Raw genomic sequence first — 19,494 nt, 5'->3', positions numbered from 1 at the left:
GGGTGCCAAATGTTGAAAATAGAAAACGTCAGTAAAAAATACGGGACTACCCAAGCGTTAGACAGTATTACATTAACGATTCCAGAAGGAGTTTGTTATGGATTAATAGGTCCAAATGGGTCTGGTAAATCAACCTTGATGAAAATTATATCTCACATCATAAAATCTTATGAAGGCAGAGTTGAGCATGTTGGTGAGTCTAAAAGTGTGCTCGGCTACATCCCTCAAGACATCAGCTTAGAGGAAAAGTTAACAGCTAAAGTAAATATGGAGTTTTTTGGACAAATTTATGGTTTAAAAGGGAAAACATTAGATGAACGAGTAGAAAAAACACTAAAAGATGTTGGATTGTGGGAAAGAGCAAATGATATAGTTGAAAGCTTTTCAGGAGGCATGAAACGTCGTTTGAATATTGGCTGCGCTCTAATGCATGCTCCTAAGTTAATTCTTTTAGATGAACCGACAGTGGGGGTAGATCCTCAATCAAGACGTTATATTTTCGACATCATTAACAAATTGAAGGAAGAGGGAAGAACTATTATCTATGTAAGTCATTATATGGAGGAAATAGAGAATTTATGTGATTATGTGGCTTTCATTGATAAAGGGAACATTGTTGAAGAAGGCAAAATAGATGAGCTTTTGAATCGTTACGCAGAAACATCTGTCTTTTTTGAATCTATGATTCCTAATAAAACATTAACTAGTCTCGGGTATGATTTTATTACTCATCAAGGTGGAGTGTTAGTAAAAACTACAAAACCATTAGATACTTTAGAAGATTTGGCTAAACTGAGTAAAAAGGAATCATTGGTTCCCCAACAATTATCTTTGTACAGACCGAGACTTGAAGATGTCTTTTTTCAATTAACAGGAACAGATTTACGTGATCAATTACAATAAATATCTTTATGAATGAAAACCACTCTCGTATTTCAATTAAATTAACTTAAAAGAGTAACTGATGTAGAAAGAGCATAAATCTAACGAATAGAATGAATTTGTGTGTACCGTAGATTTAAAATCATAAGTAATTAGTCAACATTATGTGACTCATTCTAATTCGCCACATCCATAAATGGTAAAATAAATAAAAAATGTGATTATTTAAGAGTTATATAGAATGGGAATCAAATTAATATAACGGGAGTGATTTTTATGTGGCCATTAGTCCGCATCGAATCTATAAAACAGGTGAAAGATCGATCATTGTTGTTCTGGACCATTTTATTACCAGTTGCTTCAATTATTCTTTTAATAGAATTATTTACATCAGGTAGTTCTCAAGCACAAAAAACATTGGTTGCTTCTCAATCAGTGACAGGGATGAGCGTGTTTTTCTCCACATTTGTCATTATTTCAATTGTCATTAGTTTTGTAAAAGATCGTGAGAAAGGAATTGTGGCAAGGCTAGCAAGTACTCCTTTACAGCCGCATCATTTTTTTCTTGGAAAGTGCGTTCCTTTCTTTATCATCATTTTATTTCAAGTTTTGTTGTTAACCATTTTAGGGGTTTATTTATATGGTATTGAAATAACACAATACAGCTCGTATTTCTTAGTAGTTGTCCTATTATCAATGCAAGTGACTTCATGGGGAGTTGCCATCGCCGCATTTGCTAAAACTGAGAATACAGGCCTAGTGATGACAAACATGATTGCTTTAGGGACAGCAGTTGCTTGTGGTTTATGGACTCCATTTGATCAATTACCTGGTTATCTCAAAATAATTGGAATGCTCTTCCCGCAGTATTGGGCACATCAAGGCTTAGTGCAATCAGTATCAACACTACCCGGGGGAGAGAATTTGATCTTAGTAACAGTAGTCCTTATAGGCTATACACTGTTAGGGTTTATTCTTTCGTTAGTTGGCTATAAAAAATATATAAAGAGAGCCAGAGGCTAGCCTCTAAAAATTCCAGCTAAATGTTATGCACATAAACTTTAAATGTTGATTTTAATGATTTATCTAAAATTCAAGTAGTCTATTTCTAAAACGCTGACCACAAAATCAATACATGTATGCCGTCTGTAGAAAAGGAGTGAGGCAATGTTAAGTGAAGAGGTAGAACTGTATGTTGAAAGTTGTTTTCGGCCATATAAAAAAGACAAAACATATGAAGAAAAGAAAAAAGAATTATTAGAGCTGCTTGGAAATGTTAAATTAAAACTCGAAAATGATGGAATAAAAGATGCAGAAGTTCAGGATATGCTTATTGAAAAGTTGAAATCAGGTGAAATAAGCATTGATCATAATACATTAGTTATTGATGATCATAACCGCGTAGAGCATGTGAAAAAAATATTTGTTAATGCTGATTTAGATTGGTTAACATTTATAAATATTAAATATAAGTTGTGCGATTTTAAGGGGCTTTCGATTGTACAAAAAGTGATGAACCATTCAGAGTTTAATGGATGTTATCTGAAAAAAGTGAATATTAGTGATTCTGAAATTTCCTTATCTACCTTTGAAAAGAGTGATTTGACTCAATCTCATTTTGAACATTGTGAGATAAAGAATTCCTCTTTATATGGCTGTCATTTACCCAACGTTAGTATTGATGAATCATCTTTAATAAATGTTTCATTTGAAAATTGTTATTTAAAAAACATTTCTTTTGAGAATTCTAAATTAATCAATGTTAATTTTAAATCATGTACGATTAAAAAATTAAATTTTATTGGAGTAACAATGGATAAAATGACTTATCATATTTTAGAAGGAGAAGGGGCAGATTTAAGCGGTGTGGAAGTAATCGATATTTAATATAGCAGGGGCTATTGAGAAAAATCTCAATAGCCTTTTATTTTTGTTTTATCCACTATCTCTTGATAAACATGATTTGCGAGTCTTGTTCATATAAAGAGAAAGAGTCATTTAGAGAATTTAAATTGAAGTACAAGTATGAGCTTCATTATTTGATGAAGTTTTATAAATGCGAGTTAAATGCAGGGTTTTCGTTAAGGAAAATAAATGTGAAAAATTTCTATTCAAATGAAAGATGCCCACACACCTAGCTAAGTCTGCTTCGCTAGGTGTGTGGGAAATCTTTTAATCATATATTACGAAAAACTAAAGTTGATTAGAAAGTTGAAGAACTTGAGATGATTGTTGTGCAAGTGCAGCGCGCAGCCATTGGTTCGAATAAATGTTGACCTTCCCCATGTACCTTAGCAGCCAAAGCAGTTGGGATTGTAATTTTAGTCATCTTTAGACCTCCTTCTTTAAAATTTATCAACATAGATATGTAGTTGATATATTACATATGATGGTTCATAAGTCTTTATTTGTCAATATTTAAGTGTGAAAGTTTTATATTTTCTGAAAAGTCCGTTGATACCACCGAAAAAATGTGGTTTAATATGACTATGGAAAATAATACTATATTTAAAATTTTATGTATTTGAAGGTTTTATATGGTCTTTATGTTATTTTTTGATTAAAGGTTGGTGTTAATTTGGATCAAATATTTTGGGTATTTAGATATTAAGTTAATTAAATGTATGAAAAAAGTTGAGTTTACTATGTTATGAAGAACTCAAATAGAAGATTACTATTTCTATTATAAGTTTGATTAATTTAGATTTTCACCATTCACTGATAATCAGGAAAGAGAAGAGAGGGAGGTGCTCTTTATGAGTATTCATTATGTTGGTATTAGAGAACCAATAAAAGCCTATTTAGAGAAGATGAAAGTCGAGTATGAAGACTACCCTGTTCAAATAATTGATTTGGGCGGAGCTGTTAGTTATGACAAAGAATACTTTATAAATAATACTGATTTTCAAACGGAAACGATTATTTTATCTAATAGAAGGCAGACTGTCGAGGATGAACTAGGTTCTCTTGAAAGTGAATTATTGAAAATCTATCAGAATAGCATACTTTATAGGACTTCACCGCTTGATATTAATATAGAACTTTATAGAGGATGGGCAGGTGCTACTGGTAAATTAATTACTGCATTTTCTCCCGAGGGAGTTAATTGGATCAATACAAAAGATGTTGTAAAGGCATGTTTGATCCCTAAACAGGATATTAGGAATCGCGCTGGAAAGGCATATGATTTAACAGGACCAGAGTTAGTAAGTATGAGTAGGCTGAAGGATATTTTTGAAGAGGATTTAAACATGAAAATTGAATTGTATTGTAAAAGTAAAGAAGAGGTCATATCAATTTTGTCCCAGAACAATATGCCTTTAGACGTATTAGAATGGTTAGTCGAATTTCAAGAAGCTTCTTCTTCAAAACATTTACAGACATTTACGAACACGCTGGAACAAATAATTGGTCATCCCCCAAATCGGGCACAATTATCTAAAATACAAATTAATTATTCTTAAGGAGGAATAATATATGTTTGTCAAAGACCAAGAAATGACGAGGTATAAATTAGCACCACACATTACGCTAGGTAAACTAGAAGACAGTCTGATTGGTTTAAAAGCACAAACTGTCACTAAAATTGAAGGTGACGGAATTATTGAATTTATTCAAGAAATTTCTGATTATCTTACGGAAGATAATGGGGTTTCGATTAAAGAGTTGGAGGAGAATTTCGAAGTAGAGAGTGATCAATTAAAACATGTTCTCGAATTTTTAGTTGCGAACGGAATGTGTGTTAAGACGGATATGACCTTTGATTTAACTGCGCTTTTGTCTTATGAAAGAGCCGGTGGACAAGTGTTGGTTGAAGATATAATAGATCGTTTAAAAACAGGGATTGTTGAAGTTATTACGCGAGATCATAATCCAGTTGCTGCTGAATTCATTCGTCATTTGCAAGAGGCAGGGCTACAAGTAGTACTTAAAGGAGAATTAAATAAGCAGCCAGATATCAGGGTTGCTATTGGCAACTCTCATTTAGACCCGATTTTTGAAGAAATAAATGATCTGGCATTAGAAGACCACATCCCTTGGTTAAGCATTGTGCCATATGATGGACAGACATCTTGGGTAGGTCCGTTTTTCTTGCCACATCAATCAGCTTGTTTACATTGCTATAACCTTCGAAAATCAGCAAACTTTTCTGATGAAGTATTGCGTTCAGACTTAATGAAAATTAAACCTGTGAACCCTGAAAAGAAACCGGTTTATCATATGCCGATTAATTTAGTTCAAGTCGGAATTGCAAGTAATTTAATTTTAGAATGGCTCACACTAAAAGATTACGCACCAAGTGCAACACCAGGTGGATTTACAACAATTAATTTAGATGATAAAGGTGTTTCATGTAATCATCATCGTGTTTATCGAGTTCCTAGATGCCCAAAGTGTTCCCCAGCTGCAGATACCGGTTTTCCTCAAGTTTGGTTTCATGGTGAGGTGAATAATTAATTATGGCTAATAAATGGACAACGTTAGAAGAGTCATGGGACATACTCGACGAATTGGCAGATCCTTATGCTGGGATCGTCCGTAGAGAGTATAGAAAACTCAGAGACGTTGATGATATATGGTGTCATTCATATGGAGCGCATGGTACAGACAGTCATATTTTATTTGGGGTACCTTCTAATTCTTATAATGGAGGAGGATCTGCTAATCCAGCTGCAGCCAGATTAGCAGCTATAGGTGAGACGGTAGAAAGATATAGTGCCGCTTATTTACCTTTAAACTCTGATGTTGTATGTTTTGGTTCTCAAAAGGACTTAATCAATGAAGGCAAATCAGTAATTGGCCTTGATAAGTGGGAGATGTATGCTGAAGCTCAATATGAAGACCCGAATTTTCCTCATGATAGATGGAATGAAGATACAAAATTATGGTGGAGAAAAGGTCATATTGCTGAAAATAATGAAGATGTTTGGACGCCTGCTCAATTAATTCATATTGCCAATTATACTGAGTGGCCAGGAGACCCCAATATTGGTCATGCAACTAGTAATGGACTAGCTTGTGGTATTACATATCAAGAAGCGGCAATCTCAGGTTTATTTGAAACAATTGAAAGAGATGCATTTATGCTTACTTGGTATAACAAGTTAAGTTTACCGCAGATCGACATTAATTCTTCACCTAGATTAAAACATTTCTATGAAAGATATATTAAACCTACTTCTCTTGATTTGCATTTAATAGACATGACCATTTTTTCTGGTGTTCCTACTATTTTGGCAGTGATAAGAAATCCTCATACAGATTTAGCTCCATTTGCTATTGGCGCTGCCTCTGCCCATTCAATAGAAAGAGCATGTGAGAAAGCTGCAATAGAGGGAATGTATACAAGAACTTGGGTAAAAACAGAACAACGATTAGGAAACGCCTTAGTGGATGTAGATTATCATCGTGATATCAACAGTTTTGAAGATCATATTAAGCTCTATGCGGGAACAGCTATTGTGAAAGAAGCTGATTTCTTAACAGCGAGTGAAAAATTAGTGGACGTTAAAGACTATGCACCGTTTGATGATCGTTCTCCAGACATTTTATGGACTAACCTTGTCAGTCATTTATCAAAACAAGGATATCATGTTGCAACTTTTGATTTAACCAGCCCTGATATAAAAGATGCTGGGGCCTATGTCGTAAAATCAATTGTCCCTGGATATAAACCAATTGACGTTCTATATAGAGGTAGAATGTTGGGTGGAGAACGAATTTTAAAACATTCTTATCATTTAGGTTTAGTAGATAAACCTTTTAAGTTAGAAGAACTGAATCCAATACCGCATCCATTTCCTTAATTTTGTAGAAAGGTGATTAAATATATGAATAGTATTGAAAGACATGCTACTAATTTGGCTGATGTTGTTTATGGAAATGAAGCATTACGGTTTGATGATCCTTCTGAAAATTGGTTTGAGGCAACAAAAATCTATAGAGGTTCAATGGCATGGGACGCACCTGGAGTTGCAGGGCTGCTTCGATCTCAAACTTTGCAAAAGATTGCTACACATGCAAGTAAAAGATTTGATGACCTACCTTTAATTTCACTACCTAAACCATTAAATACAAATATATCTTTAGACGATGTCATAAAGGGACGAAGAAGTGCAGATTATTTTAGCGGGGGGAGTGTTTCATTAGAACAACTCTCAACAGTTTTACAGAAGAGTTATGGATTGGTAGAGCGCAAAGAAGGACCTAGACGCCCTATACCATCTGGCGGGGCACTCTATCCTCTAGATCTATTTATTGTAGCCAACAAAGTGGATTCTTTAGACAAAGGTGTTTATCATTTCGATCCGTATAGAAAAGGGTTGACTAAAATGGGTGATTACTCTGAAAAGGAATTTGAGAAAATAATGTTACAAGAACAATCCGTGCAAGATTTTGCTTTTGCTGTAGTCATTTCAGCTAATTTTTGGCGTTCTCGATTTAAGTATGGACATCGTTCTTATCGCTTCGTTTTTATGGAGGCAGGACATGTCATGCAAAATATGATCCTTCTATCTACTGCACAGAAGATTAATAGTCGACCGTTCGGAGGGTTTATCGATGATGAGTTAATGGAATTAATCGGTGGATTTAATGGAGTAGATGATGCCCCAATTTATACATTGATTGCGGGTACTTAAATAGATGATTTCAATGGTAGCAGCTTTAGGGATCCTTATTCACTTTTTGGGTCCCTTAAGCTCTAAAATGGCGATCAAAATCAAGAGAGATAAACCAATATCCGATCGAAAGTTAATAACTTATATCACTCCTCAGAGGAGCTATGATGGATTCACGATTATCGGAGCTTCTATATGCTGTGGAGCATTTTCTCAAGAGCTCTTAGTTGAAATTTCAACTAATAAAAATGTGTATGGTATTTTACTCTTCTTTTTATTAGGTGTCCTATTACCGTCAATTTTATGGAAATTAAAAAACAAAGTTGTTGTATTTAAAGGCAGATATGTTGTCAATGTTGATTCGATCTTTTTTCTTCCATTAACGGCTCTATCAGAAGAATTGATTTGGCGTTTTTTTCTCCCGTTAATATTACTAACAAACTTTGTGGAATCTGTAGCGTTATCAATCTGTATCACTTCAATAGGATTTATCTTGCTGCATATACCAATAGGTGGTATTAAGTCTATTGCTTATATGTCGCTTTTTACATTAATTACTGTTATTTCATACTTAACGTTTGGTATTCTAGCAGCGATAGCATTTCATATTTCACATAATCTGTTCATTCATTTTTTTCAACCTCTCAAAATAAAGAACTTCAAAACGAAACCTCCCGTATTATCTGAAACTGATTGGTGAGGCTTTTATAAAGGTGGTAAACCCTGTGATAATACAAGAAAAGATGAAAGAGCTTAAAGAAAAAAGAGCTCTGGCTCAGTCATGGTTTTTGGATTCAGAAAAAAGAAAAATAAGTTCAAATTATGATAATCGAGAAACATCATTTACTCGATTTCTATCAGCTCAAACTTTCATTTCTTATTATCAACTAACATTCAAAAAAACCCCTACCTCTATTTTAGATATAGGATGTGGACAAGGGCAGATGCTTGAGTATGTATCTAAGCAATTACCTCTAGCTGATCTGACTGGAATTGATTCATCGGAAGAAGCCATACATTGTGCAAATAAATTGAATATAAAAGCTAATTTTATTTGTACAGATATCAAAAATTTTTCATCACATGCGAAAAGTTATGATGTGATTTTAATACATTTGTGTTTTGGGCTATTTGAAGATCCGTTAGCATTATTAGAACAGCTACTTCCTTATTTATCAAATGAATCTATTATTTATATTGTTGATTTAAATCGAGATAGTCTAGAAAGTGGATTGAGTTCAGTTCAGAACAAAGAAGAGGAACTGTATTTATATGATCAATATCACGCCTCTTTGACATTATCTGAGTTCGAACAGTTACTCACCTATATGACCAAAACTAGAAAAGATATGATGTATAAGATTGGTACTTCTATAATTGGAGGATTTAGCCCATTTAGTATGGAGTTTTTATCGTTAATAGGAAATGAAAATTTACAACAAACGTTAAGACAGGTTCCAGACGAATATAGCAGTTCAGAACAGAAGACACCTTTACTTTTACATGCATGGCTTATTAAACAGTCTGGATAGAATAACTCCATGTAAACATGGTTCTTTCTTTATGTATAATGTGAATGATCTCTAAATTGCTATTCGCTAAAAATTAAAGTGGCGTTTGTTTCTTTGAAGTGAGGGAGCAAAGGGATTAAAATTGAACTGTTTATTTCTTTAGCGTTGAAGTTTTTATCCATTAGGGAGCTTTGAACTGATACACTCTTTTCTTCTATATGAATACCCACCCTGTGTCATACAAAATGTTTTTTCGAAATAGAAATGACTTAGTGTAGATATTACTTTCTTTCATAGGGGCCCTGTTCTTCGCTCTCATTGCATACAGCTGCATTATTCCCAGCCCGTTCTGGTCAGAGTGGCTTTCCGTCTATATAAAGGAAGAGAGAGGTTATTAATGGTACTGAACATGCTGCAGTAATCGATGAACGAGTACCTATTTTAAGGAGGAACTTCATTTGCATAAAAAAATTGGATATGGTATAGTTTTTATGGAAATGCTAACGATTACCGAGACAAGAGTGGGGAAACCCGCTCTTTTGTATTGAACAGGCAATTTTTGTCTCGACATTATTCATCCGTTTTCTGCTCCCCCTGCTCACATAAAGCAGGGTTTTTATGCAGAATGATTGATAAGAGCGTTTATCGAAAGCACAAGGAGGAAGAGAATGAGCAAAAAAGTAGTGGATGTCGTAAGCGAAATGGTGCAGCCAATTTTAGATGGCTTACAGCTTGAACTCGTTGATGTTGAATTTGTCAAAGAGGGTCAAAACTGGTTCCTTCGCGTGTTTATTGACTCTGATAAAGGCGTCGATATCGAAGAGTGTGCCAAAGTGAGCGAAGCCTTGAGCGAAAAGCTTGATGAGGCAGATCCGATTAGCCAAAACTACTTTCTTGAAGTGTCCTCTCCTGGAGCGGAGCGCCCATTAAAGAAAAAAGCTGATTTTGAAAAAGCACTTGGAAAAAATGTTTTCATGAAAACATATGAACCAATTGATGGTGAAAAAGCATTTGAAGGTGAGCTTACAAGCTTTGATGGTGAGATTGCAACAGTGACAGTGAAGATCAAGACAAGAAAGAAAGAGATCAATATTCCATACGAAAAAATAGCTAACGCAAGATTAGCAGTTTCGTTCAATTAACCTTTTCATTGATATAAGGGGGAACCATAAAAATGAGTAGTGAGTTGTTAGATGCCCTGACTGTTCTTGAGAAAGAGAAGGGTATTAGTAAAGAAATTATAATTGAAGCAATAGAAGCTGCACTCATTTCTGCATATAAGCGTAACTTTAATCAAGCGCAAAATGTTCGTGTTGATTTAAACCGCGAAACGGGAACGATTCGTGTGTTCGCAAGAAAAGATGTTGTAGATGAAGTGTATGATTCTCGCCTTGAAATCTCAGTAGATGATGCAGCCAATATTAACCCGAATTACATGGTTGGTGACGTCGTTGAGATTGAAGTCACACCAAAAGACTTCGGACGCATTGCAGCTCAGACAGCGAAACAAGTTGTGACGCAGCGAGTGAGAGAAGCAGAGCGTGGTGTGATCTACACTGAGTTCATCGACCGCGAGGAAGACATTATGACGGGAATCGTTCAGCGAATTGACAGTAAATTCATTTACGTGTCACTTGGCAAAATCGAAGCCCTTCTTCCTGTCAATGAACAAATGCCAAATGAGGAATACAAACCGCATGACCGCATTAAAGTGTTCATTACAAAAGTGGAAAAAACAACTAAAGGACCGCAAATTTATGTGTCTAGAACACATCCAGGTCTTTTAAAGCGTTTATTTGAAATTGAAGTGCCAGAAATTTATGATGGTACTGTAGAGCTTAAATCGGTTGCTAGAGAAGCTGGGGACCGTTCTAAAATATCTGTTCGTACAGATGATCCTGATGTTGATCCAGTTGGCTCATGTGTTGGACCAAAAGGTCAGCGTGTACAAGCAATTGTCAATGAGCTAAAAGGCGAAAAAATTGACATTGTCCATTGGTCTAATGACCCGGTTGAATTTGTTGCCAATGCGCTGAGTCCATCAAAAGTACTTGATGTCATTGTGAATGAAGAAGACAAGGCGACAACAGTCATTGTCCCTGATTACCAGCTGTCATTAGCGATTGGTAAAAGAGGTCAAAATGCTCGTCTTGCAGCAAAGCTGACTAGCTGGAAAATTGACATTAAAAGCGAAACAGATGCAAGGGAACTCGGTATTTTCCCAAGAACTGAAGACTCTGAATCTCTTTTCTTAGAGGCTGAACCAGTAGCTGAGGAATCTGACGAATAAGAGGTGATGTTAAAGGTGAATAGCCGAAAAAAAATCCCGCTTAGAAAATGTGTCGTGACGGGAGAAATGAAACCAAAGAAAGAACTGATCCGTGTTGTTCGTTCTAAAGAAGGTGAAGTGTCTGTTGACGCAACCGGAAAAAAGAACGGACGCGGAGCTTACCTTTCTCTCGATAAAGAAACCATTCTTGCGGCAAAGAACAAACGCAGTTTACAGCAGCAATTTCAGACACAGATTGACGAACACATATTTGAAGAATTACTAGAACTAGCTGAAAAGGTGAAAAAACCAAATGAATGAATCTGAATGGTATCCTTTGCTTGGTCTAGCAAATCGAGCTCGTAAAGTCGTGTCAGGAGAAGATCTGGTGATCAAAGAAATTAGACATGCGCGTGCTAAGCTGGTTCTTCTTGCAGCAGATGCCTCATCTAACACAGAGAAAAAGGTATCTGACAAATGCAAATTTTATAATGTTCCGGTTAGAAAAGTTGAAGACCGTTCCGTTCTCGGACGTTCTATTGGGAAAGAAGCTCGCGTAGTTGTCGCTGTCACTGACCAAGGCTTCGCTAAGAAGCTCATAAGCTTGCTCGATTAATTTATTTGGGGGTGAACGAATGGCTAAAGTGAGAGTATATGAATACGCAAAAGCCATAGATGTTTCAAGTAAAGATATTATAGCAGCGCTTAAGGATATGAACGTGGAAGTGAACAACCACATGGCGACGCTTGAAGACGACACTGTGAAAAAGCTAGACGCTATCTATAAAAAAGCCAAAGCAAAAGAGACAGCTAACGAGAAACCCGCAGAACAAAAAAAACAATCATCTAACAAAAACAATGATAGAAAGAAGAATGACGTGCAGAATAATCAATTTAATAAAAACAAAAAAAACAACAACCAAAATAAAAACAAAAACAAACGCGGTGGAAATAACAAACCGCAGCATCAGCAAGCTAGACCTGTGAAGCCTAAAAAAGAGCTTCCTGAAAAAATTGAATTTACAAATTCAATGACCGTCGGCCAGCTGGCTGATGAGCTTGGAAAAGAAACAGCTGAAATCATCAAAAAGCTGATGATGCTTGGTGTCATGGCAACGATCAACCAAGAACTTGATAAAGATACAGTTGAATTAATCGCTTCTGAATATGGTGTTCCAGTTGAGGAAGTCATCATTTTAGAAGAAACTGAACTTGAAAAGTATGAAGTTGAAGATAAAGAAGAAGATATGCAAGTACGCCCTCCAGTTGTGACGATCATGGGACACGTTGACCACGGGAAAACAACTCTTCTTGACAGCATTCGTAAGACAAAAGTCGTCGAAGGCGAAGCAGGTGGAATCACGCAGCATATCGGTGCATATCAAATTGAAGAAAACGGCAAAAAAATTACGTTCCTTGATACACCTGGACACGCAGCATTTACAACGATGCGTGCACGTGGTGCCGAAGTAACGGATACGACAATTCTAGTCGTTGCAGCAGATGATGGTGTTATGCCGCAAACAATTGAAGCCATCAACCATGCAAAAGCGGCAGAAGTGCCAATCATTGTCGCTGTCAACAAAATTGACAAACCAACAGCGAACCCTGACCGTGTGATGCAGGAGTTAACTGAGCATGGTCTTGTACCAGAAGCTTGGGGCGGTGAAACGATCTTCGTTCCACTATCTGCAAAAACAGGTGAAGGCATTGACGAATTGATCGAAATGATCCTTCTTGTCAGCGAAGTTGCAGAACTGAAAGCCAACCCAAATCGTGCGGCAAAAGGGACTGTCATCGAGGCTGAGCTTGATAAAGGAAGAGGTTCTGTTGCAACCCTCCTTGTTCAAACAGGTACACTTCATGTAGGTGACCCAATTGTTGTTGGAAATACATTTGGCCGTGTACGTGCAATGGTCAATGACATCGGCCGCCGCGTGAAAACAGCAGGACCATCTACACCTGTTGAAATCACTGGTTTAAATGATGTACCGAATGCAGGGGATCAGTTCCTCGTATTCAAAGATGAAAAAACAGCTCGTCAAGTCGGTGAGGCGCGTGCTTCTAAGCAGCTGGACGAACAACGTTCAGATAAAGCGAAATTATCTCTAGACGACCTATTTGAGCAAATCAAACAAGGTGAAGTAAAAGATATCAACTTAATCGTAAAAGCAGACGTACAAGGTTCTGCTGAAGCATTGACGGCAGCTCTTCAAAAAATTGAAGTAGAAGGCGTAAAAGTGAAAATCATCCATACGGGTGTTGGAGCGATTACAGAATCAGATATCATTTTAGCAAGTGCTTCTAATGCCATCGTGATCGGTTTTAATGTACGCCCTGACGGAAATGCGAAGAGCACAGCTGATACAGAGAACGTAGATATCCGCTTGCACCGCATTATCTATAAAGTCATCGATGAAATTGAAGCTGCGATGAAAGGGATGCTTGACCCTGAATATGAAGAAAAAGTTATCGGTCAAGTTGAAGTTCGTCAAACGTTCAAAGTATCTAAAATCGGTACAATTGCAGGCGGCTATGTGACTGAAGGAACGATTACAAGAGATAGCGGAATCCGCTTAATCCGTGACGGCGTCGTTATTTTTGAAGGCGAAGTTGACGTGTTAAAACGATTTAAAGATGATGTGAAAGAAGTTTCACAAGGCTATGAATGTGGTATTACCATTAAGAAATACAATGATATCCGTGAAGGTGATGTTATGGAATCATTCGTTATGCAAGAAATTGAAAGAAAATGATCGGTTATACCGAATGTGAGTGTATGATCTATGATGCATCCTCACTGAAGGAAAAACGTGCGGTTCTTCAGCGTATATTGACAAGAACGCGTCATAAATTCAATGTAACCATTGCTGAAATGGATTACCAGGATACATGGCAGCGTACATCAATCGGAATCGCCGTGATTTCCTCATCTCGGGTTCAAGTGGAAAAGGAGCTTCAGCGTGTATTAAGCTTTATCGATTCTTTTCCTGAAATTGAACGAACGATCACGAAAACTGAGTGGTTTTAATTAGAGGTGATAAGATCATGAGTATGAGAGCAACCCGTGTGGGTGAGCAAATGAAAAAAGAATTGGGCGACATCTTAGGCAGAAAGCTAAAAGATCCAAGAATCGGCTTTTTGACTGTAACTGATGTCGAAGTATCCGGTGATTTGCAAATTGCCAAAGTCTACATTTCTGTTCTTGGCGACGAGAAGAAAAGGGAGGAAACCTTAAAAGGCCTTGCAAAGGCCAAAGGGTATATCCGCTCTGAAATTGGCAATCGAATCAGACTTCGCAAAACACCAGAACTGCATTTTGAATTCGACGAATCCGTAGATTACGGAAACCGAATTGAAAGCCTGATTGCTGAATTAAACACAAAAGATCACGAATAAGACGTTGAAATAAGGATAGGCGATGATCGTCTGTCCTTTTTCATCGTTTATGAAAGGAGAGAACGCAGATGATAAATGGTGTTCTTTTATTACATAAAGAAAGAGGCATGACCTCTCACGACTGTGTGTTTAAAGTAAGAAAGATCTTGCACACAAAAAAAGTTGGACATACAGGCACCCTTGACCCAGAGGTTTCAGGTGTTCTGCCTATTTGTATCGGAAGAGCAACGAAGATCGTAGAATACTTAACAGATAAATCGAAAACGTATGATGCGGAAATCACGATTGGCTTTTCTACAACAACAGAAGACCAAACAGGTGAGATCGTAGAAGTGAAAAAGGTGGAAAAACCGATCTCAGAAAAAGAAATTGATGCGGCGCTGAAGCAGTTTGAAGGAACCATTGAACAAATTCCTCCCATGTTTTCTGCTGTGAAAATTGGCGGGAAAAAGCTCTATGAATATGCAAGAGAAGGCATTGAAATCGAGCGGCCGAGCCGTGAAATTACCATTCACCGTATCGAGCGGACAACACCTGTCACATATAAGGATGGTAGCGTGTCATTTAGATTCACCGTTCTATGCTCAAAGGGAACGTATGTGAGAACTTTAGCGGTTGATATCGGGAAGAAACTAGGGTTTCCAGCTCACATGTCACATCTCATTCGCACAGGGTCTGGCGATTTTACACTTGATGAATGTATCACGCTGGATGAGCTGCGAGATATAAGTGAGGATGGAACTGTAGATGAGCACCTTGTCCCGATCGAGCGTGCGCTCAATCATTTGCCGAAATGGGAGATAAATGATACATTAGCAAGTAAAGTGGAAAACGGTGCAGTCCTGCCAATGCCTGATGAATTTGCTCATTTCGCAGAGGAGGATCGTGTCGCTGTATTTGCTCCTTCAGGTCGTTGTCTGGCGATATATATGAAGCACCCGACCAAACAGAACCTGATGAAGCCGGCGAAGATCTTATCTCAGGACAAGCAATCTTAAAGAAAAGGTGACATCTCGTGAAGACTATACATATTTCACACCCACATACATTGAATCAAAAGAATCAAGTCCCATCTGTCATGGCTTTGGGCTACTTTGACGGTGTTCACCTCGGGCATCAAAAAGTCATTGATGAAGCAAAAAGCATTGCGAAAAAAGAAGGATTGGTCTTAGCGGTTATGACCTTTCATCCGCACCCATCACATGTTTTGCAAAAGGCACGGGAACCAAAAGACTTAATTACACCGCTTGAGGATAAAATTGATTTCATCGAACAGCTGGGCGCTGACTATTTATACATCGTGCAATTCAGCGAGAGTTTTGCAGCACTATCTCCTCAAGAGTTTGTGGATCAATATTTGGATGAACTGAATGTGAAGCACGCAGTAGCGGGGTTTGATTTTACGTTTGGCCGTTTTGGTGCAGGCACAATGGAAACGTTCGATGAATACGGAAAAGGGCGTATCACGGCAACTATTGTACCTAAGCTTTCCAATCAAGACCGAAAAGTCAGCTCCACTCTCATCCGTTCCGCATTAAAAAATGGGGATGTAGAATATGTGAGCGAGCTATTAGGAAAACCTTATCAGCTTCGTGGTATTGTCATCCATGGAGACAAACGCGGACGGACGATCGGTTTTCCGACAGCTAATGTCGGCTTATCTGCTGAATACATTATTCCGCCAACAGGGGTATATGCAGTAAGAGCAGAAGTGAAAGGCAAAGAATATGACGGCGTTTGTAACGTTGGCTATAAACCAACATTCTATGAAAAGCGTCCTGATCAGCCTGCCATTGAAGTAAACCTTTTTGATTTTAATGAAGAAATATATGGCCAGCCGATTAAATTACAATGGTTCAAGCGCATTCGCAGTGAACGAAAATTTAACGGAATCCAGGAGCTGACGGCTCAAATCAGCCAAGATAAAGAAGAAGCGATTCAGTTTTTTCAAGATCAGCTAAAACAAACAAAAAAATCATAGAAAAACTGCTCTACCATTTGCAAATTCAGCATATTTTTAGTATGATTATTCCTGTAGCTTTAAAACCACTTACTTGGCAAACCGACTTCACCGACGGTTGCGAGGTAGATGGGGCTAACATGATTTGGAGGTGAAACAGGATGGCAATTACTCAAGAGCGTAAAACGCAATTAATTAATGAGTTCAAAACACACGAATCTGATACTGGATCTCCAGAAGTTCAGATCGCTGTCCTAACAGAATCAATTAACAACTTGAACGAGCATTTACGTACTCATAAGAAAGATCACCACTCACGTCGCGGTCTTTTGAAAATGGTAGGTAGACGTCGTAATCTTCTTACGTATCTACGTAATAAAGACGTAACTCGTTACCGTGAGTTAATTAACAAACTAGGCTTACGTCGATAATCGTAAAAAGCGGGAGGATTCCCGCTTTTTTATCGTATAATCACTAATATTTTATGGTTAAAATGTTGAAAGAATGGCAAAAACCCTTCTACATACAGCTTTCACATTGATATGTGAAAATCATTTTGTTCATAATAAGAACTAACTAAAACTTTACGATAAGAGAGGAGTTTATCTCAGAATGGGACAAGAGAAACATGTCTTCACCATAGACTGGGCTGGACGTCAACTGACAGTTGAAACTGGCCAGCTTGCAAAGCAAGCAAACGGAGCGGTCCTCGTACGCTACGGAGATACGGCTGTGCTTAGCTCAGCAACAGCTTCTAAAGAACCAAAACCACTTGATTTCTTCCCGCTCACTGTGAACTACGAAGAAAGACTATACGCAGTAGGTAAAATTCCTGGCGGCTTCATTAAAAGAGAAGGCCGTCCAAGTGAAAAGGCTATCCTTGCGAGCCGCTTAATTGACAGACCAATTCGTCCGCTGTTTGCAGATGGATTTAGAAACGAAGTACAAGTCATTAGTATCGTCATGAGTGTGGATCAAGATTGCTCATCTGAAATGGCTGCAATGTTTGGCTCATCTTTAGCTTTATGTGTGTCTGACATTCCATTTGAGGGACCAATCGCCGGCGTTACAGTAGGACGAGTGGATGGAAAGCTGATCATTAACCCAAATGTGGAGCAGCTTGAACAAAGTGACATCAATCTTGTGGTTGCCGGAACAAAAGATGCGATCAACATGGTAGAAGCTGGTGCTGATGAAGTACCGGAAGAAACAATGCTTGAAGCGATCATGTACGGTCACCAAGAGATCAAACGCTTAATTGAATTCCAAGAAGAAATTGTGAAGGCAGTCGGTAAAGAAAAAATCGATATTCCTTTATATGAAGTTGATCAAACGTTAGCAGACGAAGTAAAAGCACTTGCTGAAGCTGACCTGCTGAAAGCGATTCAAGTACATGAGAAGCATGCGCGTGAGGATGCAATCAGTGCTGTGAAAAAAGCTGTAGTAGAGAAGTTTGAAGCAGAAGAACGTGACGAAGCGACGATTAAACAAGCGAAAGATGTCTTAAACAAGCTTGTCAAAAACGAAGTTCGCCGTTTAATCACTGAAGAGAAAGTACGTCCAGATGGACGCGGCGTAGATCAAATCCGTCCACTTTCTTCAGAAGTAGGACTTCTGCCAAGAACGCACGGTTCAGGCCTATTTACAAGAGGACAAACACAGGCGCTCAGTATTTGTACTTTAGGTGCACTTGGCGATGTGCAAATTCTTGATGGTCTAGGTGTTGAAGAATCAAAACGCTTTATGCACCATTACAACTTCCCGCAATTCAGTGTTGGTGAAACAGGTCCAATGCGCGGTCCAGGCCGTCGTGAGATCGGACATGGCGCACTAGGTGAACGTGCACTAGAACCAGTCATTCCATCCGAAAAAGATTTCCCTTATACGGTTCGCCTCGTTTCAGAGGTATTAGAATCAAACGGATCTACTTCACAAGCAAGTATTTGCGCAAGCACACTTGCGATGATGGATGCGGGTGTTCCAATTAAAGCACCAGTTGCAGGGATTGCAATGGGACTTGTGAAATCTGGTGAATACTACACAGTGTTGACAGACATTCAAGGAATGGAAGATGCACTTGGAGATATGGACTTTAAAGTGGCAGGTACATCAAAAGGTGTAACAGCACTTCAAATGGACATCAAAATCGATGGTCTATCAAAAGACATCTTAGAAGAGGCTCTTCAACAAGCGAAAAAAGGGAGAATGGAAATCTTAGACAGCATGCTGTCAACGCTTCCTGCTTCTAGAGGAGAATTGTCTCGTTATGCACCAAAAATCTTAACGATGACGATCAATCCGGATAAAATTCGCGATGTCATTGGACCAAGCGGTAAACAAATCAATAAAATCATTGAAGATACCGGTGTGAAAATTGATATCGAACAAGATGGTACAATCTTTATTTCTTCTACAGAAGAAGATATGAACCAAAAAGCGAAGAAAATCATTGAAGATCTTGTGAGAGAAGTTGAAGTAGGACAGCTTTATCTAGGTAAAGTAAAACGCATTGAAAAATTCGGTGCCTTCCTTGAAATCTTCAGTGGAAAAGATGGACTTGTTCATATTTCTGAGCTTGCGCTTGAGCGTGTGGGCAAAGTAGAAGATGTCGTGAAAATTGGCGATGAATTACTTGTCAAAGTCACTGAAATCGATAAACAAGGCCGTGTGAACCTTTCTCGCAAAGCTGTTTTACGTGAAGAAAAGGAAAAAGAAGAAAAGCAGTCTTAATGAGATCAAATAAAATGTGTTAGAAGCCAGGTATCCGTGCCAGGCTTCTTTCTTTTCTTGCGCTAACAATAGTTCTAGCTTGTTTCTCCCCATCATAATTTGTGGTAAAGGGGAGGGACAACC

21 protein-coding genes are annotated in these 19,494 nt (G+C 37.9%); 20 read left to right on the top strand and 1 reads right to left on the bottom strand.

Annotated elements, in window-relative coordinates; all coding sequences use genetic code 11:
* Positions 1-9: 9 nt before the first annotated feature.
* The 3 genes from JVX94_RS06385 to JVX94_RS06375 all read left to right on the top strand — a co-directional run bounded on the left by JVX94_RS06385 (position 10) and on the right by JVX94_RS06375 (position 2,769).
* Positions 10-903, top strand: coding sequence for an ABC transporter ATP-binding protein (locus JVX94_RS06385; RefSeq protein ID WP_205184988.1), 894 nt, complete (start codon positions 10-12; stop codon positions 901-903).
* Between the two features lie 255 nt (positions 904-1,158).
* Positions 1,159-1,905, top strand: coding sequence for an ABC transporter permease (locus JVX94_RS06380; RefSeq protein ID WP_144485216.1), 747 nt, complete (start codon positions 1,159-1,161; stop codon positions 1,903-1,905).
* 144 nt (positions 1,906-2,049) lie between these two features.
* Positions 2,050-2,769 carry a pentapeptide repeat-containing protein gene (locus JVX94_RS06375; RefSeq protein WP_205184986.1) on the top strand — a complete coding sequence of 240 codons (720 nt, stop codon included), beginning with the start codon at positions 2,050-2,052 and terminating at the stop codon, positions 2,767-2,769.
* 316 nt (positions 2,770-3,085) lie between these two features.
* Here the strand turns inward: JVX94_RS06375 and JVX94_RS06370 are convergent, their stop codons facing one another.
* Positions 3,086-3,211 carry a plantazolicin family TOMM peptide gene (locus JVX94_RS06370; RefSeq protein ID WP_080701195.1) on the bottom strand — a complete coding sequence of 42 codons (126 nt, stop codon included), beginning with the start codon at positions 3,209-3,211 and terminating at the stop codon, positions 3,086-3,088.
* A gap of 427 nt (positions 3,212-3,638) precedes the next feature.
* Here JVX94_RS06370 and JVX94_RS06365 point away from each other — a divergent pair, with 427 nt between their 5' ends.
* From JVX94_RS06365 to pnp, 17 genes are all read left to right on the top strand, one after another.
* Positions 3,639-4,346 (top strand): Rossmann-fold NAD(P)-binding domain-containing protein, encoded by a 708-nt coding sequence (locus JVX94_RS06365; RefSeq protein WP_203129818.1) that lies wholly within the window; start codon positions 3,639-3,641, stop codon positions 4,344-4,346.
* Positions 4,347-4,359: 13 nt separating this feature from the next.
* Entirely contained in the window at positions 4,360-5,340 is a 981-nt protein-coding gene (locus JVX94_RS06360) for a TOMM precursor leader peptide-binding protein (protein ID WP_088001411.1), read from the top strand.
* Between the two features lie 2 nt (positions 5,341-5,342).
* Positions 5,343-6,689, top strand: a complete 1,347-nt coding sequence (locus JVX94_RS06355; protein WP_205184985.1) for a YcaO-like family protein — start codon at positions 5,343-5,345, stop codon at positions 6,687-6,689.
* A 24-nt stretch (positions 6,690-6,713) separates the two neighbouring features.
* Complete coding sequence (locus tag JVX94_RS06350; protein WP_203129820.1) at positions 6,714-7,523, top strand: SagB/ThcOx family dehydrogenase; 810 nt, start codon at positions 6,714-6,716, stop codon at positions 7,521-7,523.
* Positions 7,524-7,536: 13 nt separating this feature from the next.
* Positions 7,537-8,202, top strand: coding sequence for a CPBP family intramembrane glutamic endopeptidase (locus JVX94_RS06345; RefSeq protein ID WP_205184984.1), 666 nt, complete (start codon positions 7,537-7,539; stop codon positions 8,200-8,202).
* 25 nt (positions 8,203-8,227) lie between these two features.
* Entirely contained in the window at positions 8,228-9,034 is an 807-nt protein-coding gene (locus tag JVX94_RS06340; RefSeq protein WP_205184983.1) for a class I SAM-dependent methyltransferase, read from the top strand.
* Between the two features lie 647 nt (positions 9,035-9,681).
* The gene (rimP, locus tag JVX94_RS06335) at positions 9,682-10,155 is read left to right on the top strand and encodes a ribosome maturation factor RimP (protein WP_003211398.1); all 474 of its coding nucleotides are present in this window, start codon (positions 9,682-9,684) and stop codon (positions 10,153-10,155) included.
* Between the two features lie 32 nt (positions 10,156-10,187).
* Entirely contained in the window at positions 10,188-11,303 is a 1,116-nt protein-coding gene (gene nusA / locus JVX94_RS06330) for a transcription termination factor NusA (RefSeq protein ID WP_024424140.1), read from the top strand.
* 15 nt (positions 11,304-11,318) lie between these two features.
* Positions 11,319-11,603 (top strand): RNase P modulator RnpM, encoded by a 285-nt coding sequence (gene rnpM, locus JVX94_RS06325; RefSeq protein ID WP_095408688.1) that lies wholly within the window; start codon positions 11,319-11,321, stop codon positions 11,601-11,603.
* Positions 11,596-11,898, top strand: coding sequence for a YlxQ family RNA-binding protein (locus tag JVX94_RS06320; RefSeq protein ID WP_024424138.1), 303 nt, complete (start codon positions 11,596-11,598; stop codon positions 11,896-11,898). The genes rnpM and JVX94_RS06320 overlap by 8 nt, the downstream gene beginning before the upstream one ends.
* A 19-nt stretch (positions 11,899-11,917) precedes the next feature.
* Positions 11,918-14,038, top strand: a complete 2,121-nt coding sequence (gene infB / locus JVX94_RS06315; protein ID WP_095408504.1) for a translation initiation factor IF-2 — start codon at positions 11,918-11,920, stop codon at positions 14,036-14,038.
* Complete coding sequence (locus tag JVX94_RS06310; protein WP_024424137.1) at positions 14,035-14,313, top strand: DUF503 domain-containing protein; 279 nt, start codon at positions 14,035-14,037, stop codon at positions 14,311-14,313. Before infB ends, JVX94_RS06310 begins: the two co-directional genes overlap by 4 nt.
* A 17-nt stretch (positions 14,314-14,330) precedes the next feature.
* The gene (gene rbfA, locus JVX94_RS06305; RefSeq protein ID WP_007499525.1) at positions 14,331-14,681 is read left to right on the top strand and encodes a 30S ribosome-binding factor RbfA; all 351 of its coding nucleotides are present in this window, start codon (positions 14,331-14,333) and stop codon (positions 14,679-14,681) included.
* A gap of 68 nt (positions 14,682-14,749) precedes the next feature.
* Complete coding sequence (gene truB / locus JVX94_RS06300) at positions 14,750-15,679, top strand: tRNA pseudouridine(55) synthase TruB (RefSeq protein WP_205184982.1); 930 nt, start codon at positions 14,750-14,752, stop codon at positions 15,677-15,679.
* Positions 15,680-15,696: 17 nt separating this feature from the next.
* Positions 15,697-16,662, top strand: a complete 966-nt coding sequence (gene ribF, locus JVX94_RS06295) for a bifunctional riboflavin kinase/FAD synthetase (RefSeq protein WP_144485222.1) — start codon at positions 15,697-15,699, stop codon at positions 16,660-16,662.
* A 140-nt stretch (positions 16,663-16,802) separates the two neighbouring features.
* On the top strand, positions 16,803-17,072 hold the full coding sequence (rpsO, locus tag JVX94_RS06290; RefSeq protein WP_008354438.1) for a 30S ribosomal protein S15: 270 nt from the start codon (positions 16,803-16,805) through the stop codon (positions 17,070-17,072).
* A gap of 181 nt (positions 17,073-17,253) precedes the next feature.
* A complete protein-coding gene (pnp, locus tag JVX94_RS06285) occupies positions 17,254-19,371 on the top strand; it encodes a polyribonucleotide nucleotidyltransferase (RefSeq protein WP_095408507.1) in 2,118 nt (705 codons plus the stop codon).
* The last annotated feature ends 123 nt before the right edge of the window (positions 19,372-19,494 follow it).

Origin of the sequence: Bacillus sp. PDNC022, assembly GCF_016919285.1 — a bacterium.
Taxonomy (GTDB): Bacteria; Bacillota; Bacilli; order Bacillales; family Bacillaceae; genus Bacillus; species Bacillus safensis.
The sequence above is the reverse complement of the archived record's forward strand: the minus strand, read 5'-3'. Positions and strand labels throughout refer to the sequence as shown.

Coding starts and splice junctions, on each gene's coding strand:
- JVX94_RS06365 (WP_203129818.1), top strand. CDS start 3,639: ATGAGTATTCATTATGTTGGTATTAGAGAACCAATAAAAGCCTATTTA.
- JVX94_RS06345 (WP_205184984.1), top strand. CDS start 7,537: ATGGTAGCAGCTTTAGGGATCCTTATTCACTTTTTGGGTCCCTTAAGC.
- JVX94_RS06350 (WP_203129820.1), top strand. CDS start 6,714: ATGAATAGTATTGAAAGACATGCTACTAATTTGGCTGATGTTGTTTAT.
- JVX94_RS06370 (WP_080701195.1), bottom strand. CDS start 3,211: ATGACTAAAATTACAATCCCAACTGCTTTGGCTGCTAAGGTACATGGG.
- JVX94_RS06380 (WP_144485216.1), top strand. CDS start 1,159: ATGTGGCCATTAGTCCGCATCGAATCTATAAAACAGGTGAAAGATCGA.
- rimP (WP_003211398.1), top strand. CDS start 9,682: ATGAGCAAAAAAGTAGTGGATGTCGTAAGCGAAATGGTGCAGCCAATT.
- JVX94_RS06310 (WP_024424137.1), top strand. CDS start 14,035: ATGATCGGTTATACCGAATGTGAGTGTATGATCTATGATGCATCCTCA.
- JVX94_RS06320 (WP_024424138.1), top strand. CDS start 11,596: ATGAATGAATCTGAATGGTATCCTTTGCTTGGTCTAGCAAATCGAGCT.
- JVX94_RS06355 (WP_205184985.1), top strand. CDS start 5,343: ATGGCTAATAAATGGACAACGTTAGAAGAGTCATGGGACATACTCGAC.
- pnp (WP_095408507.1), top strand. CDS start 17,254: ATGGGACAAGAGAAACATGTCTTCACCATAGACTGGGCTGGACGTCAA.
- rpsO (WP_008354438.1), top strand. CDS start 16,803: ATGGCAATTACTCAAGAGCGTAAAACGCAATTAATTAATGAGTTCAAA.
- JVX94_RS06385 (WP_205184988.1), top strand. CDS start 10: ATGTTGAAAATAGAAAACGTCAGTAAAAAATACGGGACTACCCAAGCG.
- nusA (WP_024424140.1), top strand. CDS start 10,188: ATGAGTAGTGAGTTGTTAGATGCCCTGACTGTTCTTGAGAAAGAGAAG.
- rbfA (WP_007499525.1), top strand. CDS start 14,331: ATGAGTATGAGAGCAACCCGTGTGGGTGAGCAAATGAAAAAAGAATTG.
- infB (WP_095408504.1), top strand. CDS start 11,918: ATGGCTAAAGTGAGAGTATATGAATACGCAAAAGCCATAGATGTTTCA.
- truB (WP_205184982.1), top strand. CDS start 14,750: ATGATAAATGGTGTTCTTTTATTACATAAAGAAAGAGGCATGACCTCT.
- JVX94_RS06375 (WP_205184986.1), top strand. CDS start 2,050: ATGTTAAGTGAAGAGGTAGAACTGTATGTTGAAAGTTGTTTTCGGCCA.
- JVX94_RS06360 (WP_088001411.1), top strand. CDS start 4,360: ATGTTTGTCAAAGACCAAGAAATGACGAGGTATAAATTAGCACCACAC.